18 protein-coding genes and 1 tRNA gene are annotated in these 15,718 nt (G+C 65.9%); 12 read left to right on the top strand and 7 right to left on the bottom strand.

Annotated elements, in window-relative coordinates:
- Positions 1–13: 13 nt before the first annotated feature.
- Complete coding sequence (locus CHINAEXTREME_RS07570; RefSeq protein ID WP_007140153.1) at positions 14–1,228, bottom strand: NAD(P)/FAD-dependent oxidoreductase; 1,215 nt, start codon at positions 1,226–1,228, stop codon at positions 14–16.
- Between the two features lie 67 nt (positions 1,229–1,295).
- The gene (locus CHINAEXTREME_RS07565) at positions 1,296–1,790 is read right to left on the bottom strand and encodes a TspO/MBR family protein (protein WP_007140154.1); all 495 of its coding nucleotides are present in this window, start codon (positions 1,788–1,790) and stop codon (positions 1,296–1,298) included.
- A 112-nt stretch (positions 1,791–1,902) separates the two neighbouring features.
- On the opposite strand from CHINAEXTREME_RS07565, the gene CHINAEXTREME_RS07560 reads away from it, so the two are divergent.
- Complete coding sequence (locus CHINAEXTREME_RS07560) at positions 1,903–2,382, top strand: RNA-binding protein (protein WP_007140155.1); 480 nt, start codon at positions 1,903–1,905, stop codon at positions 2,380–2,382.
- A 27-nt stretch (positions 2,383–2,409) separates the two neighbouring features.
- Here the strand turns inward: CHINAEXTREME_RS07560 and CHINAEXTREME_RS07555 are convergent, their stop codons facing one another.
- The gene (locus CHINAEXTREME_RS07555) at positions 2,410–3,177 is read right to left on the bottom strand and encodes a DUF1028 domain-containing protein (protein ID WP_007140156.1); all 768 of its coding nucleotides are present in this window, start codon (positions 3,175–3,177) and stop codon (positions 2,410–2,412) included.
- A gap of 209 nt (positions 3,178–3,386) precedes the next feature.
- Here CHINAEXTREME_RS07555 and CHINAEXTREME_RS07550 point away from each other — a divergent pair, with 209 nt between their 5' ends.
- The 3 genes from CHINAEXTREME_RS07550 (at position 3,387) to citZ (ending at position 6,103) form a co-directional block, all read left to right on the top strand.
- Complete coding sequence (locus tag CHINAEXTREME_RS07550; protein ID WP_007140157.1) at positions 3,387–3,749, top strand: cell division protein SepF; 363 nt, start codon at positions 3,387–3,389, stop codon at positions 3,747–3,749.
- 288 nt (positions 3,750–4,037) lie between these two features.
- The gene (locus CHINAEXTREME_RS07545; protein ID WP_007140158.1) at positions 4,038–4,709 is read left to right on the top strand and encodes a helix-turn-helix domain-containing protein; all 672 of its coding nucleotides are present in this window, start codon (positions 4,038–4,040) and stop codon (positions 4,707–4,709) included.
- Positions 4,710–4,954: 245 nt separating this feature from the next.
- On the top strand, positions 4,955–6,103 hold the full coding sequence (gene citZ, locus CHINAEXTREME_RS07540; protein WP_007140159.1) for a citrate synthase: 1,149 nt from the start codon (positions 4,955–4,957) through the stop codon (positions 6,101–6,103).
- A 113-nt stretch (positions 6,104–6,216) separates the two neighbouring features.
- On the opposite strand, the gene CHINAEXTREME_RS07535 is transcribed toward citZ, so the two are convergent.
- The 3 genes from CHINAEXTREME_RS07535 to CHINAEXTREME_RS07525 form a co-directional block, all read right to left on the bottom strand.
- Complete coding sequence (locus CHINAEXTREME_RS07535; RefSeq protein ID WP_007140160.1) at positions 6,217–6,711, bottom strand: protein-tyrosine phosphatase family protein; 495 nt, start codon at positions 6,709–6,711, stop codon at positions 6,217–6,219.
- A 71-nt stretch (positions 6,712–6,782) separates the two neighbouring features.
- The gene (locus CHINAEXTREME_RS07530) at positions 6,783–7,202 is read right to left on the bottom strand and encodes a hypothetical protein (protein WP_007140161.1); all 420 of its coding nucleotides are present in this window, start codon (positions 7,200–7,202) and stop codon (positions 6,783–6,785) included.
- 24 nt (positions 7,203–7,226) lie between these two features.
- The gene (locus CHINAEXTREME_RS07525; protein WP_007140162.1) at positions 7,227–8,303 is read right to left on the bottom strand and encodes a DUF7490 domain-containing protein; all 1,077 of its coding nucleotides are present in this window, start codon (positions 8,301–8,303) and stop codon (positions 7,227–7,229) included.
- 125 nt (positions 8,304–8,428) lie between these two features.
- Between CHINAEXTREME_RS07525 and CHINAEXTREME_RS07520 the strand changes: the two genes are divergently transcribed.
- From CHINAEXTREME_RS07520 to CHINAEXTREME_RS07490, 7 genes are all read left to right on the top strand, one after another.
- Complete coding sequence (locus CHINAEXTREME_RS07520; RefSeq protein ID WP_007140163.1) at positions 8,429–8,875, top strand: gamma-glutamylcyclotransferase family protein; 447 nt, start codon at positions 8,429–8,431, stop codon at positions 8,873–8,875.
- 336 nt (positions 8,876–9,211) lie between these two features.
- The gene (ilvA, locus tag CHINAEXTREME_RS07515; protein WP_007140164.1) at positions 9,212–10,423 is read left to right on the top strand and encodes a threonine ammonia-lyase; all 1,212 of its coding nucleotides are present in this window, start codon (positions 9,212–9,214) and stop codon (positions 10,421–10,423) included.
- A gap of 99 nt (positions 10,424–10,522) precedes the next feature.
- Positions 10,523–10,903, top strand: a complete 381-nt coding sequence (locus CHINAEXTREME_RS07510; protein ID WP_007140165.1) for a Rid family detoxifying hydrolase — start codon at positions 10,523–10,525, stop codon at positions 10,901–10,903.
- 22 nt (positions 10,904–10,925) lie between these two features.
- A complete protein-coding gene (locus tag CHINAEXTREME_RS07505; protein WP_007140166.1) occupies positions 10,926–11,174 on the top strand; it encodes a hypothetical protein in 249 nt (82 codons plus the stop codon).
- A gap of 27 nt (positions 11,175–11,201) precedes the next feature.
- Positions 11,202–11,282: transfer RNA gene (locus tag CHINAEXTREME_RS07500), tRNA-Ser, on the top strand.
- 90 nt (positions 11,283–11,372) lie between these two features.
- Complete coding sequence (locus tag CHINAEXTREME_RS07495) at positions 11,373–12,596, top strand: RNA-guided endonuclease InsQ/TnpB family protein (RefSeq protein ID WP_007140167.1); 1,224 nt, start codon at positions 11,373–11,375, stop codon at positions 12,594–12,596.
- 148 nt (positions 12,597–12,744) lie between these two features.
- Positions 12,745–13,455: an SOS response-associated peptidase gene (locus tag CHINAEXTREME_RS07490; protein ID WP_007140168.1), complete on the top strand. Its 711-nt coding sequence runs from the start codon at positions 12,745–12,747 to the stop codon at positions 13,453–13,455.
- Here CHINAEXTREME_RS07490 and CHINAEXTREME_RS07485 read toward each other — a convergent pair.
- On the bottom strand, positions 13,452–15,083 hold the full coding sequence (locus CHINAEXTREME_RS07485; RefSeq protein WP_007140169.1) for an ABC transporter permease: 1,632 nt from the start codon (positions 15,081–15,083) through the stop codon (positions 13,452–13,454). The two genes, CHINAEXTREME_RS07490 and CHINAEXTREME_RS07485, sit on opposite strands and share 4 nt — an antisense overlap.
- A gap of 80 nt (positions 15,084–15,163) precedes the next feature.
- Between CHINAEXTREME_RS07485 and CHINAEXTREME_RS07480 the strand changes: the two genes are divergently transcribed.
- Positions 15,164–15,712 carry a gluconate 2-dehydrogenase subunit 3 family protein gene (locus CHINAEXTREME_RS07480; protein ID WP_007140170.1) on the top strand — a complete coding sequence of 183 codons (549 nt, stop codon included), beginning with the start codon at positions 15,164–15,166 and terminating at the stop codon, positions 15,710–15,712.
- Positions 15,713–15,718: the final 6 nt, after the last annotated feature.

Genomic DNA, 15,718 nt, shown 5'->3' with positions numbered 1-15,718 from the left:
GGTACGGACGCCGTTACTCCCGGCCCGGCGACGGCCCCCGGAGGCCGGGATGGACGTCGAGGTCCCGCACCCGCCGCATCCGGGCGCGTAGTGCGGGTGACGCGGCGGGAACCATCGGATCGGACGGCTCGATCCGCGACGAGCCGTCCCGGTTTTCGGCCTCGCCCGCCTTCCCCCCGTTTTCGTCCGCTCCGTCGGCCGCCCGGATCTCCTCGAGGGACTTCGGGAACCGCCGCAGGTCCTTGTGGACAGCGAGGCCAGCGTACGCGCCGTCGCCGATGGCGATCGTCGTCTGGTTCTGCCCGTGGGTAACGTCGCCGACGGCGTAGACCCCGTCGACGCTCGTCTCGCGGCGGTCGTCGACCGCGATCGCGCCGTCGTCGGTCAGTTCACAGCCCAGGTCCGCCGCGAGGTCGGCGTTGTACGCCGACCCGTACATCGCGAACCCGCCGAGGTAGTCGCGTTCGGTCCCGTCGCCGAAGGAGAGGCCGCCGAGCCGCGGGGGCTCATCGGACCCACCGCGCTCGGTCTCGTCCTCGTAGGCCGAAACGACCGTCGTCTCGATCCGATCGACGGGGTGGGCCCGGAGCTGTTCGTCGGTCTCCTCGTCCCACTCGGGTTCGCGGCCGTCCAGCAGGAGATCGACCTCGGCGGTGAAGTTGCACATCGTCATCGCGACGTGGGCGGCGCTCTCGGCGTGTCCCAGCACGAAGACCGGCCCGTCCCCCAGCGCGTACGCGTCGCAGTGCAGACAGTAGTGGAGGCCGCGACCGGCGAACCGTTCGATCTCGGGCACGTCGGGTCCCCGATCACGGAACCCGGTGGCGAACACGATCCGCTCGGCGTCGACGGTCGCGTGCCCCGCCTCGAGTCGAAACCGGGGTTCGTTGCCCTGGCCGCTCTCCAGCCGGGTAACGGCGTCGACGGCGTCCGGGAAGAAATCGCCGCCGTAGTGCTCGAGCTGGGCGACGGCGTGGGCCGCAAGCTCCCTCCCGGAGACGTTCTCGGAAACGCCGAGCAGGTTGTGGACGTGCTCGACCGCGGCGTGGCGGCCGCCTTCCTTCTCGAAGACGGCCGTCTCGTGGCCGAGCCTGGTGGCGTAGATCGCAGTCGTCAGTCCGGCCGGGCCGCCGCCGACGACGACCACCTCGTAGGCGGGGGCGGACCCGGCAGAGTCGTGATCGGAATCCGAATCGGAATCCGGATCGAGGTCGCGCTGGTGAGCCATGGCCCAACTGCAGGTCGGAGACGGTTGACTCCCCGGCGTGCATGTGCACTCGAGTCGCGGTCCCCGATCAAACCCCGGCGTAGATCGCGTAGTTGAGCACCGCCGCGAACGAAACCCAGGCGAGATACGGTACCAGGAGGACCGCCGCCCGGCGGTCGACCCGGTCGAAGGCGACGATCGTCGCCACGATCGCCGCCCATAGCGCGACGATCACGACCAGTCCCAGATCCGGCCGCTGCAGTCCGAAGAACGCGGGCGTCCACGCGAGGTTCAGCGCGAACTGGCCGGCGAAGGCGGCAATCGCGACCCGCACGTCGCGGCGCTCGAGGCCGCGCCGGACGACCAGAAAGAGCGCGACGCCGAGCAGCGTAAACAGCAGCGTCCAGACGATCGGGAAGGCCACCTCCGGCGGGAAGAACCACGGACGGTCGATCCACGAGGTATCGGAACTGAACAGGACCGCGGGCGACGCGCCGAGAGTGTTGACGACGACGACCAGCGCGAACGCCAGGAGAAGGTCCCTGACGGAGCCGTCCGGACGCTGCTCGGTGACGGATTCCATACTCCAAGTAGGACGGGCGGGACGGTATGCGTTCCGGCGATCGGGTCCTTCGTCCGGTCCCACAGGGTGAAATCCAACGCTTAAATGGGCACGGGCGGTAGAACGCACCGATATGGACGTCAAATCTCGACACCACCTCCGCAGTGACGCCGTGTCGGAACTCGAGACGGCGCTCGAGGACGGACTGGGCGTCACGGCGGACGGCGACACCTACGAACTCGTCGAGTTCGAGGAAACCGACTGGGAGGTCGTGCTCATCGACGGCGAACCGCGGGTCGCGTACTTCGACGACGAGCCGTTCCTGACGGTTCGGGGAGCCAACGCCTACGATCCCGACCGGCGGCTGGTGACGGTCGATGCGGGTGCGGTCTCGTTCGTCAGCGACGGGGCCGACGTGATGCGGCCAGGGATCACCGAGGCGACCGACGACATCGACCCGGACGATCTGGTCGTCATCGCCGAGGAGTCACACGGCAAAGTGCTGGCAATCGGTCGCGCCCGTGTCCCGGGCGACGAGATGGCCGGCGACGAGGGGAAGGTCGTCGACTCGCTGCACCACGTCGGCGACGAACTCTACGAGTTCTCCGGGTAAATCGCGCTCGAGCGCTGGCGGTTCCGGTTACTCCGTTCCGGCGAGCGAGTCCTCCTCGTAGGCCTCCTCGTACTTCACGAGCGTCTCCTCGTACCCCTGCATCGCGAGGTCGTAGGTCTCGCGCAGGTCCGCGATCGGCGTCTCGCTCGCGTCGACCCGCAGGTCGTTGTACGGCGGGGTCATGTCGTGGCTCTCGGTCGACTCGACGACGACCGCGGCGCTCTGGACCGCCAGTTCCTCGCGTTTGTCGCCGCCCTCGTGGTGGCCGGCGGCCAGCGCGTCGATCAGCCGTTTCGCGAGCGGGTCCGGCTCGTCATCGTCGTCGCTGTGAGCGGCGTTGGGACCCGTGACGGGATCGGTCGTCCCGTGGACCGCCGTCGCCTCGTAGGCCTCCGCGGTCGCCTCGAGGACGGACTCCCCGGTGAGCATGTTACCGGCGACGGTGTAGTGGTCGCCCTCGCGGTCGCCGAACCACTCGACGCACTCCTCGCCGGAGAAGGTGAACGTACCATCGGCGTCGACCCCATGGAGCTGGCGCTGGGGCGCGCCGTCGTCGGCGCTGATCAGCGCCTCGAGTGCGTCCTCGACGGCCAGCCCGTCGTCGACGTACTCGACGCCGCGCCGCCCGAGGTTGACGTTGACCAGGCTCTGGGTGGCGACCGCGGCGTTCTCGCTGACGAACGGACAGAGCGTGCCGACCCCCGGCAGGCGCGTCGTGACGGCGACGCCGAACCGTTCGTGGGACTCCCCGTCGGGCGTCTCGTAGGACTCGTGGACACAGATGCTGAACGTCATGTCCGACGACAGGCGACCGGCGAGTAAAAAAGTCGGTCTCCCGGAGAACGCGTCGGGGTGTCGCCGTCGCCGGAGCGGCGTGAGGGGTGTTTTCGCCGACTGCGATCGAGATCGAAGCTACCGAACGAGTCGCTCGAGACGACGGTCACGACGCGACGACGTTCCGTCTGACGTAAGAACTATACTGGCGGCGACGGTCCCTTCTGGCAATGGGACTCATGAGCAAAATTCTCGGCGGCGATCAGTCACGCACCGCCGAGGACTACGTCGAACTGGACCTCGACGACGTGTCGTCGGAGTCGGCAGCGGCGACGATGCAGGTACATATCGCCGAGGTTAGCGGCCAGGCCGACGCGATCGATATCAAGGACGCAGTCTACGATGGGGACATCGTCATCGCCGACGTCACGCGGCTGCGGACCGAGGACAGCACTGTCGAACACATCGTCGACGAGTTGCGACAGGTCGCCCAGGAGGTCGACGGCGACATCGTCCGGAAAGGCGACGACCAGATGATCATCACGCCGACGGGCGTCCGGATCAGCCGCGAGAAGCTCGGCCAGTCGCACTGATCCGGCTCGAGGGTCGACTGATACGGGTTACTGTCCGTCAGTTCCGGCGCAACCGCGATCCAAGCGGCGGTTGCGTCGGTACATCGGTACAGCAATCCGTATGAGAGAGCGAAACGAGTCACGGCCGGTCCCGAAACGCCGGGTCTGCTGGCTGGTGGTCCACAGGGGCGCCGATATCGAACCCCGTTTTTGACCCCCGAACGAATATGATCGGCTTTCGTAGCGGCTGTTTTCATACCCCGGGAATTACGGGGTTCGGTTATACTCCCGGCGTGTGTACCCCGTTATATGACAGGCTTTCGAGCAACTGTCGTCGTCCGCGATCCTGCCGAATGCCCGGTCGCGAGCGTCTCCGCGAGTACCGAGCAACCGATCGACTCGGTAAGTCGAACGCGGGTTCCCGCCGGCTCGGGAGAAGACCAGGTCGTTGTCGAGGAGTTCGAACTCCCGACGAACGCCTCGCCCGAGGACATCGCGGACGACGCACCGACCGACGTCGAGATGACGTCGGTACAGGCCAGCGAACACGAAGCCGTGTACCGGTTCGAGCGCGACAGGTCGAACGACTGTGCGTGTGAAATCGTCGAGGAGACCGGGACCCCGATCTCCTCGGTCCGGGCCCAGGACGGGTCCCTCCTCCTTTCGTTTCGCACCCTCGAGCTCGAGGAGGTCGCCGGCATCGTCGACGAGTTGCGGGATAGCTTCGACGGCGTCCTCGTCGAGGATCTGACCCAGGACCACGAGGAGTCCTCGAGTGACCCGGTCATCGTCGACAGGGAGGAGCTGACCGACCGCCAGCAGGAGATCATCGAGACGGCCTACGAGATGGGATACTTCGACTACCCGAAGGGGGCGAACGCGACGGACGTCGCGGAGGAACTGGGCGTGGCCCGCTCGACGTTCACCGAACACCTGGCGGCCGCCCAGACGAAACTGATGGACTCGATCCTCGCAAAGTAATCGTCGCAGGGACGTCCCCGCGGCACAACCCCGTCAGGAGTAGTTCCGGAGTGGACGAATCTATCACAATTATTCTACACCTTTGGCCAGCACGGACGCCCTTCGAAACGGACCTACACTCGAGAGGGCGATGACCCAACGCCTGTCCGAAAGTACGCTCCTGATATGCCGGGACATGCGTCGGAACGGGCGAAAACGGACGGCAAACGATAATGCTTTTCCATGGGCGACTGAAAGATCGGAGTATGGCAGACGACCTCAAAAAAGGGCTGGAGGGTGTCCTAGTCGCAGAGTCGGATCTTAGCTCGATCGACGGCGACGAGGGACGACTGATCTACCGCGGGTACGAGATCGAGGACCTCGCCCGCGGTGCGAGCTACGAGGAAGTGCTGTATCTCCTCTGGCACGGCCGCCTGCCCGGCGAGGACGAACTCGCGGAGTTCGCCGACGCGATGGCGACCGAACGCGAGGTCGACGACGACGTCCTCGCGACGATGGAGCGACTCGCCGAGGCCGACGAGCGGCCGATGGCGGCGCTTCGAACGGCCGTGTCGATGTTCTCGGCGTACGAACCCGAAGACGAGGCCGACCCCGACGACCTCGAGGCGACGCTCCGGAAGGGCCGGCGTATCACCGCCAAGATCCCGACCGCGCTCGCGGCCTTCGAGCGGTACCGGCTGGGCGAAGAACCCGTCGACCCCGATCCCGATCTGGGGCTTGCCGCCAATTTCCTCTACATGCTGACCGGCGAACAGCCGGACGACGTCGCGGCCGAAACGTTCGATCAGGCGCTAATCCTGCACGCCGACCATGGCCTGAACGCCTCGACGTTTACCTCGATGGTGATCGGCTCGACGATGGCCGACATCTACAGCGCGGTCACCGGCGGCGTCGCGGCGCTGTCCGGTCCGCTACACGGCGGGGCAAACCAGGACGTCATGGAGGTCCTGATGGAGATCGACGAGAGCGGCAAGGATCCGCTCGAGTGGGTCGAGGAGGCGACCGACGAGGGACGGCGCATCCCCGGGTTCGGTCACCGGGTTTACAACGTCAAAGACCCCCGCGCGAAGATCCTCCAGGAACGCAGCAAGGAACTCGCCGACAACGGCGACGACAAGTGGTACGAGATCACGACCACGATCGAAGACTACCTCACCGAGGAGAAGGGCCTCGTCGAGAAGGGGATCGCTCCGAACGTCGACTTCTACTCGGGGTCGGTCTACTACCAGCTCGGCATCCCGATCGACATGTACACGCCCATCTTCGCGATGAGCCGCGCCGGGGGCTGGATCGCCCACGTCCTCGAGTACCAGGAGGACAACCGCCTTATCCGACCACGAGCGCGCTATACGGGCTCCGAGGACGAGGAGTTCGTCCCGCTGGGAGAGCGGTAACGCGCCTCGAGAGCGGAGCGTTTTTTCTCCCGTTTCGTCGTAGTTCGCTGGTGCCCGGACGTGACCGATAGAGCCGGATTTCGATCGACACTGCGACGGTTGCTACCGGCTGGCTATCCGTTCGCCGCCAGGTACACGACTGCCAACTCGTGGAGGGCAGGGTTGGGCATCGCAAACGGTCGGGCCTCCTGAACGATGCGTAGCGCCTCGCGGAAGCGCCGTTCCTCTTCGGCCGCTATCGCCGTCGCAACGAGCGTACTGCTGCGGGAGATGCCAGCCGTACAGTGGATCAGCAAACGACCCTCTGCATCGAACAGCGTCCGAGCGGTATCGACCGCGGCCTCGAAATCAGCCCACTCGTTCCCGGAGCCATCGATCAGGGGTCGATGATGTGTCGTCCGGGGGAACGCCTCGTCGGTCGCCGAAATCACGAAGTCGAACTCCTCGGGGTGTTCCCCGGGAATCGCCGCGAATTTGTTGCCCAGGTAGAGGTCCCGATCGCCGATACGGCGGACGACTGCCTCCGTTTCGACGTATCCGAACGGTCGGACGACCGGGTCGGAAACCTCAGCTGAAGCGTTCGAGCCATTGTCCTCTCGAGGATCCATCGTCCCGCGGAACGAACGGTTTCCGGAAGAAACCTGTGCTCCTCTCGGCCGGTGGTCGGCGGCTTCCCGGATCAGTTCAGCTCCCGGAGGACCAGTGAGATGCCGGTCAGCGAGCCGAGCAACACCACGACGTTGAACGCGGCTCGCATCAGCGGCTGATAGCGCTCGGTCACCCAGAGATCGATCGCCGCCGTAACGCTCCCGTAGAGTCGAACGGTCGCGACGACCGCGAGCACCGAACACACCGCCAGCGCACCCCAGGCGAGGTAGCGCCGGATCGTCGCAGCCTCGAGGTCGATGCGGCCGCGTCGGTCGTCGACGGGCGGGCGTTCGGGCGGGTTCGGGGGGAGCTCACCGTTTCCCCTGCCCTCGCTCTCGGTCTCGCTTCCGCCCTCGAGGCCGTCGAACACTTCGCTCGTCTCGCTCTCGCCGTCGGTCGCGTCGGTCGATGCAGTCTGGTCCGTCGGAGTGGTGGATGGCGTATCGGTCATGGCAGTAGCGGGTACAGGTAGCGGTTAGCGGTCGATCGTTCGGGTCGCTGCGATGACGGCGATCGCGGCGAACACTGCGAGCGCGGTCGCGACGAACCCGAAGCCGGGCGTTCCGTCGCCGCCGTGGTCCTCGTCCTCGTCGTCGCTCGTGGCCTGGTCCGCGCCGTCGCTGCTCATTCCGTCGTCGACGTCCCCCGCAGTCGTCTCGAAGCCGTCGTCCTCCTCGAAGTCGGCCGTCTCGAACGTCGCGTCGGTCCCGTTCCCATCGGGACCGAGGTCGGCGACCGCGCGGTCGGTCGCGATGATCGTTCCGTCGTGCCAGAGCACCGCGTCGAGGTAGTAGGCGTACTCGTCGGCCACCTCGAGTTCGGTCGACGGCGTCGCGGTCTTGCCGGGATCGACGGCCGGGACCGACACGGTATCCGCGTCGGCGACGACGTTCGAGTCGATCTGGCGGGCCTTCAGCTCGAGTTCGAGGTCGTCGGCGGGGTCGTCGCCCGCGTTGGTGAGATAGCCCGTCACCTCGACGGTCGCCTCGCCGTCGTCGCTCGTGTCGACGACGGAGTACTCGATGGCGGGCACGTCCGCGAGGGGACCGTCCTCGCCGCCGAAGCGGTGGAACTCCAGACTCGAGTCGGCGTAAGCCGGCGTCAGGGCGTCGACGCCGTAGACCCGGTGGGTGGCCGATTCCGTCCGCGTGCCGTCGGCGTAGACGAAGGTCTCGAGGTCGTAGCTCCCCTCCCGGGGGACGTCGACGGTCGCGGTGGCGACGGTCTCGCTCCCATCTTCGAGCGTCCCGACCTCGCGGTAGGTCTGGTCCTCGACGAGGTCGGTGTCCGTGTCGGTGGCCCGGTGGACCACGGTGACGTTCTCGACCGGCTGACCGCGGTGTTCGAGGTAGCTGTCGATCTCGAGGGAGACCGTTTCGCCGGAGACGTCGTCGGCGGCGATCGTCACCTCCAGCAGCGACGCGTGGCCTTCGATTTTCGATTCGGCGTCGGGTTCGGCGGGGTCGGCGACCGCACCGGAGAGGGCAAGCGTCGCGAGCGCAATGGCTGCGACGGCGAGCGCGGCACCGCTCAGGGCAAGCTCGCGATTCATGAGCGTGGTTCCCTACCGATATTATAAGTGTTTTGTGTGGTGACACGACGGGTCGAGGCCACGTAAACGACGGCTCCGTGGGTCGACCCTCCGAACACAAGTGGCCCGATGTTCGATAGGGGAACGTGTACGTCTTCGTCTACGGAACGCTGACCGATCACGACCGCGTCGAAGCCGTCCTCGAGGGCGAGCCACCGGCCAGGTACGAACTCCAGGGTCGAGCAACCCTCGAGGGGGTACACCGCGTCGACGGGCGGTATCCGACGCTGGCACCGGGCGGACGCGTCGACGGCCGACTGCTGGCGGTCGACGACGTAGGGCTCGAGCGCCTGGATCGGTACGAGGGGGTCGAGGACGGGTTGTACGTCCGGGTGTCGGTCCCCTGGAAGACGGACGCGGCGAGCGCGGTGGACGGAAGCCAGGAGGTCGATGCGGACATCGCGGTCTACGTCGGCGACCCCACTCGCCTCGGCGTCGCCGACCGGGTCGACTGGCCGGGTAACGGGCCGTTTGCCGCGCGCGTTCGGCGGTATCTCGAGCGGACCGACGTCGTGATACACAGTGACGAATGACGGTCGTCTGTCGATCGTCTGTCGGCCGTCAGACGGGCAGTTCACCCCGACGCCGTCTGGCACTTTCACTTCCAGTCCGGAGGGATGGGTTTTATGGTCTCGGCGTCCCCGTCTACACTCGCACGTCACACGCCGTGTATTCCCTGTCGTGCTGCCCGCACCCGGCAGCACTTTCCTGTCCTAACATCGACAGCCGACGGACCGGGTCAACCGCTCCCGTCCGTCAACTTCCCGTTTGTGCGATTCGTGCCGTCAGCGGTGCCGTTCCGTAACACTACCGCCGAGCCGTCGGTCTAATCCCAACAATATTACGAGGGTGGCCGGATACTCGGACGTATGCTCGAACTCGACGACATTCTCGAGGCGCGAGAGCGGGTACGGGAGACGTCCCGCCATACACCGCTCGAGTACTCTCACACGTACTCGTCGATGACCGGCGCGGACGTCCACCTGAAACTGGAGAACTTCCAGCGGACGGGAGCGTTCAAGATCCGCGGGGCGACGAACCGGATCGCGACCCTCTCCGAGGACCAGCGGGAGGCGGGCGTCGTGACGGCGAGCGCGGGCAACCACGCCCAGGGCGTCGCGCTCGCGGCCACGCGCCAGGGGGTCGACGCGAAGATCGTGATGCCCGAGCACGCACCCATCTCGAAGGTCAAGGCCACGCGCAACTACGGCGCCGAGGTCGTTCTCGAGGGGTCGGACTACAACGAGGCCGCCGAGCGCGCCCACGAGATCGAGCGCGAGGAGGGTCGCACCTACCTCCACGCCTTCGACGACGAGGACGTGATGGCCGGCCAGGGGACGATCGGCCTCGAGATCCTGGACGACTGTCCGGAGGTCGAGACCGTCGTCGTCCCGATCGGCGGCGGGGGACTCATCAGCGGTATCGCGACGGCGATCAAGGGGAAGAAACCCGACGCACGCGTGATCGGGGTTCAGGCCGAGGGAGCCTCGAGCGCCGCCCCCTCGCTCGAGAAAGGCGAACGGGTCACGCTCGAGGGCGTCGACACGATCGCCGACGGGATCGCGACCCGCAGCGTCGGCGAACGGACCTTCCCGCACATCCAGGAGCGCGTCGACGAGGTGGTCACCGTCTCGGACCCCGAGATCGCGATGGCCATCGTCCACCTGCTCGAGCGATCGAAGACGGTGGTCGAGGGGGCCGGCGCGGTGGCGCTTGCTGCCGTCCTCTTCGAGAAGTTCGACTACGACGAGGGCGAGACGATCGTCCCGGCGCTGTGTGGCGGCAACATCGACCTCAACACCCTCACCAACGTCATCGTCCGCGGCCTCGTCGAGACCGGGCGCTACCTGAAGATCCGGACCGTCCTCTCGGATCAACCCGGTGCCCTCGAGGACTTGCTCGAAATCTTCACTGCCCACCAGGCGAACATCTACGCGATCCACCACGACCGAACCTCGCGGGGCGTCGAGCTCAACGACACCGAGGTCGAGATCGAACTCGAGATGCGCGGCCCCGACCACGTCGAGGAGTTCCTCGCGGATCTCCGCGAAGAGGGGTACGACGTCGACGTGCTGGTCTGAGCGCGGCTTCGATTCCGACTCCGGTTCCAGTCCGATTCCGATTCTGACTCCGACTCCGATCCGCCTGCCTTTAAGCCCACTCGCCGAAAGGTACCGGGTATGAAACGCATCACTGATACCGACGCGGCCCCCGCGGCCGTCGGCGCGTACAGCCAGGCGACCAACGACGGCGACGTTCTCTTTACCGCCGGACAGATCCCGATGACCCCCGACGGCGACCTGCTCGACGACGACCCCATCGAGGCCCAGACCGAGCAGGCACTGGAGAACCTCTCGGCGATCCTCGAGGAAGAGGGAGCCGACCTCGAGGACGTGCTCAAGGTGACGGTGTTCCTCGACGATATCGAGGACTTCGACGCGATGAACGAAACCTACGCCGACTACTTCGACGCCGAGCCGCCGGCTCGCAGCGCCGTCGAGGTAGCCGCGCTGCCGAAGGGCGTCGGCGTAGAGATCGAGGCCATCGCCTCGCTTGACTGACGGCTCCTCGAGTCCGATGGAAATGGACCCGCGTACCAAATCCGCCCTCCTGTGGGGAGCGGTCGGCTTCATGACGTTCCTGGTGCTCGTCCAGGGCTACGCCCTGCTCGTCGAGCCCCTGTTGACGCTTCCCCGCGGCGCGGCCGTGGCCGCGCTCGTCGGCGCCGCGACGACCGCCAGCGCGTACGTCCTCGAGCCGCGGCTCGCCGCCCGGTCGGCACGTGTGGGGGGCGAAACCGAGGCACACGGCGACGACAAAAGTAAGAGTTAAACGACGGACGTGGCTAGGTGCACTCGAGCCAGGATGGCCGAACGGTAAGGCGCACGCCTGGAAAGCGTGTTCCCTTTGGGATTCAGGGTTCAAATCCCTGTCCTGGCGTCTTCTCGATTGATTTCACTCCGGGTAGTAGTGTTTACAGAAGTTACTCGACCTATTATTTAAATAGGAAAACGGAGCCAGGGGTTGGTAGTGGCCGACGAATACTTGCGGAGAACAGCGATCACTCGCCTCGTACTTGCCGACGAACAGCAAGAGTTGCTTGAGGAAACGATCAGTCAGTGGAAAACCGCGTGCAACGTCGGGAGCCGCATCGGCTGGGAGGCCGACGAAACACGAGCGACGGTTCTCCAGGGGATGGTATACGACGAGATTCGGTCGCGCACTGATCTGGGGAGTCAACACGTAGTACTCGCTGTTCGTCAGGCGGCAGCGGCTCTCGAGGGTACCGCAGAGATCGAAGCAGCCGACGAGAACTACGAGGTTTCCCGGCCGACGTTCACCAGCGACACTATAACGTACGATACACGATCGATGACGCTGTTCGACGACGAAACGGTGTCGTTGGCTACGACCGACGACCGAATCCGGTGTGATATCGGATTACCGTCGGACGAAGAGGGGTATCAGTTCCAGTACCTTCGAGACGATGGATGGGAAATCACGGAATCGACAGTAAGCAAACGGGACGGTGGATACTACCTTCATATCGGGTTCCGAAAACCGAAACCGACACCACGAGCAGAGAAGATGTCTGACGACGAGGACAGGACAGTCCTTGGCGTCGACCTCGGGATCGTCAACATCGCGACGACGAGTACGGCGTATTTCGCGTCGGGTCGAGAGCTTCGGCATCGTCACCGTGAATTCGAACGTGTTCGTTCAAACCTCTACGAAACAGGAACACAGTCCGCTTACCGGACGGTACGGCGGATGAGTGGCCGAGAGTCACGGTATGTGAGGGACGTATTACACCGAGTTGCTAACGATATCGTCGAGGAAGCGCTGACGTACGACTGTGAGTACATCGCGTTCGAAAATCTGAAACACATCCGGGACCGTGCGCCGCCAGTAAAGCAGTTTCATCAGTGGGCGCATCGACAACTCGTCGATCTGGTAGAATACAAAGCGAAGGCGGAAGGGATTCGCGTCGAGTTCGTCTCCCCCGAAAACACGAGTCGTCGGTGCCCCGGATGTAACCACACGTGTCGAAGGAATAGAAAGACACAATCCGAGTTCGAGTGTGAACAGTGTGGTGAAACGGCGAATGCAGATTACGTTGCCGCAAAAAACGTCGGGTTACGGTTCGTCCGTCGGGGCCTACAGTCGTCACGGCGGACGGGCGACAGTCAACTCGCCCTGAAGTCAGGAACGGTGACGCCGAATCGGGCATTCACCCCGTACGCTACCGGGTAGCGATAGAGGTCGAGTTCACTGACAAGTCCCGAAATTCGGTCGGGACAGTTGACATCCCAGTTCTGGCGTTTTCGGATGGGGGAGAGGGTGTCGGAACCTACCGGAAAGAACGGACAACGCTTTGTTTCGGTCGGTCGATGAGTATAGTATGTGCGGCCGGTACACCCTTACCCTCGAGCGCGACGACTTCGAGGAGCGATTCGACGCGACTGCTCCCGACTCGTTCTCCCCGCGATACAACATGGCGCCGGGCCAGCGCCTTCCCGTGATCACCGACGACGATCCCGGCGTCGCACGACGGCTCGAGTGGGGACTCGTCCCGTCGTGGGCTGACGACGACAGCGGCGGACTCATCAACGCCCGCGCCGAGACGGTCGACGAGAAGCCGAGTTTCAGTGAGGCCTACGAGTCCCGTCGATGTCTCGTCCCCGCTGACGGGTTCTACGAGTGGGTCGAAACGGCAGACGGGAAGCAGCCGTACCGCGTCGCCCTCGAGGACGACCGACCGTTCGCGATGGCGGGCCTGTGGGAACGGTGGGAGCCGGACGAGGCGACGACGCAGGCGGGGCTGGATGCCTTCGGCGGCGGGAGCGACGACGCCGGACGGGAGGACGGCCCGCTCGAGACGTTCACGGTCGTCACGACCGATCCGAACGACCTGGTCGCGGACTTACACCACCGGATGGCGGTGATCCTCGACCCCGACGAACGGCGGTGGCTCGAGGGCGACGGCGACGAGGTCCGCGACCTGTTAGAGCCGTACCCGGCCGAGGGGATGCGGGCCTATCCGGTTTCGACGGCGGTCAACGATCCCTCGACGGACGAGCCGTCGCTGATCGAGCCCCTCGAGCCCGTTTAAAGGCCCTCACGGCCCCCCTGCGAGAGGAGCACGACCATCGAGAGTCCAGACACGACGAGCAGCATGAGCGCGGGGATCGCGGCGTACTGGAAGTAGGCGGCCTCCTGGGCCCGCCAGATGACGGTCACGAGGGTGTCGAAGCCGGTCGGCCGGAGGAACAGCGTTGCGGGCAACTCCTTCATCGTCGTCAGGAACACGAGCGCAGCGCCGGCGGTCATCCCCGGCGCGATCAACGGGAGCGTGATCTTGCGGAACGTCCGGGTCGGCGTCTCGCCGAGCGTGCGGGCGGCCTCGACCAGTTTGGGGTCGACCTGCAGCGTCGTGGTCCGGATCGAGCCGACGGCCTGTGGCATGAAACGGACCACGTAGGCGAAGATCAACAGCGGCAGCGTCTGGTAGAGCGTCGGGGCAAACGAGAGGTTCAGCGACTCGTAGCCGGTCGCGAAGTAGACCAGCGCCAGCCCCAGGACGATCCCGGGCACCGCGAAACCGACGTACGTCGCCCGCTCGAGCACGGTCGAGACCAGCGAGTCGTTCCGGGCGGCGAAGTACGCCACCGGCAGAGCGGCGAGGACCGCCACCAGCGCGGCCGCGCCCGCGACCAGCACGGAGTTCATCGCGTACTCGAGTTCGAACGCCAGTTCGGGCCTGGCGTTCGGATCGGCGGTAACCAGCCAGAGCCCGAGGATCCACAGCGGGACCGCGAGTGCGATCCCCGTCACGGCCGCGGGCAGCGCCATCGCCGGCCAGCGCCAGGCGCCGAGTTCGACGACCGGGCCGCCGCCCGTTCCCTCGCCGCCACCGCCGCCGCGACTCGAGTCGCCCCGACGGACCTGCCACTCTAGCGCCAGCACGACGAGAACGATCGCGAGCAGTTGGAGGGAAAGCAGCGAGGCGTAGTCCCGGTTCCAGGCGTTGAACTCGACGTAGATCTGGCGGGTAAACACCGGGAGTTGCATGATCGCGGGCGTCCCGAAGTCGGAGACGGAGTACAGTGCCGCGAGCAGGGCACCGGCGACGACTGCGGGACGGATCTGCGGGAGCGTGACGCGGCGGAACGCGGTCCATGTGTCGTGGTTGAGCGTCCGGGCGGCGTCGAGCAGCGTCGTATCGAACGAGAGGAGTGCGGCGCGGGTCGTCAGGTAGACGTAGGGATAGGTATAGAGCGTGATGACCAGCGTCGCGCCGCTCAACCCGTAGATCTCGGGGAGTTGTTCGACGCCCAGTGGCTCGAGGATCGACTGGAACTCCCCGCGCGGGCCGAAAGCCGAGACGAACGCGAACGCGCCGATGTAACTGGGGACGACCAGCGGCAGGGCGACGACGACGGACCAGAACCGGCGGAAGGGGAGGTCCGTCTGGACGGTGAGCCAGGCCAGGGGAACGCCGAGCAACACCGAAAAGAGGGTCACCGCGGTCATTAGCAGGAGGCTGTTCGTGAGGATCTCGAGGGTCTCGGCCCGGACGAGCATCTGCCACGCGCGGCCGGTGTCGACCCGGGTGGCCTCGACGAGGAGCCACGTCAGCGGAAACAGCATCGCCGCGGCGATAGCTCCCGACAGCAGCGTCAGCCCGAGCGGCAGTTCGTCGTTCGACGTGTAACGGCGGACTGAGAGGAGAGATTTCATAAGGGTAGTCGGGAGTGAGTTCGTGTTCGGAAATCCCGTTTCAACGGGTATAAGGGTTTAGGTTTGCCTAATCCGAACGTATGGAGCTGACACGACGGGATGCGGTCGCGGCGCTTGCCGCGCTGGGGGTCGGCGGGGCCGCGGTGGCCGGCCTCGACCGGTCAGACTGGGGCGCAAGCGGGGACGGAGACGCCCGGGCGGAGACCGTCGACGCCGACCGGATCCGGGAGACGCTGCTCGCTGCCGCCGAGGTCGTCTACCCACGGGAGGTGACCGGCATCGAGGAGTTCGTCGGGACCTTCCTCGAGGGGCGACTCGAGGATCCGACCCACGCGACCGCGCTGGACGAGACGGTCGCAAAAGTCGACGAGTTGGCCGAGGCGTGGTACGGCGCCCGGTTCGCGACGCTCTCGACCGGTGGCCGGGAGTCGTTCCTCCGGGAAGTCGGAGCTGATACGGCCGACGAGGACCCCGACGGGACGACCGCCGAGCGGGTCCGGTACTACGTCGTCAACGAACTGTTGCTGGCGCTGTACGCCTCGCCGACCGGCGGCGAACTCGTCGGCATCGAGAACCCGCAGGGACACCCGGGCGGGATCGACACCTACCAGCGGGGGCCGGAGCCGTGACGGGGG

It is taken from the genome of Halobiforma lacisalsi AJ5 (assembly GCF_000226975.2).
GTDB lineage: Archaea > Halobacteriota > Halobacteria > Halobacteriales > Natrialbaceae > Natronobacterium > Natronobacterium lacisalsi.
The sequence above is the reverse complement of the archived record's forward strand: the minus strand, read 5'-3'. Positions and strand labels throughout refer to the sequence as shown.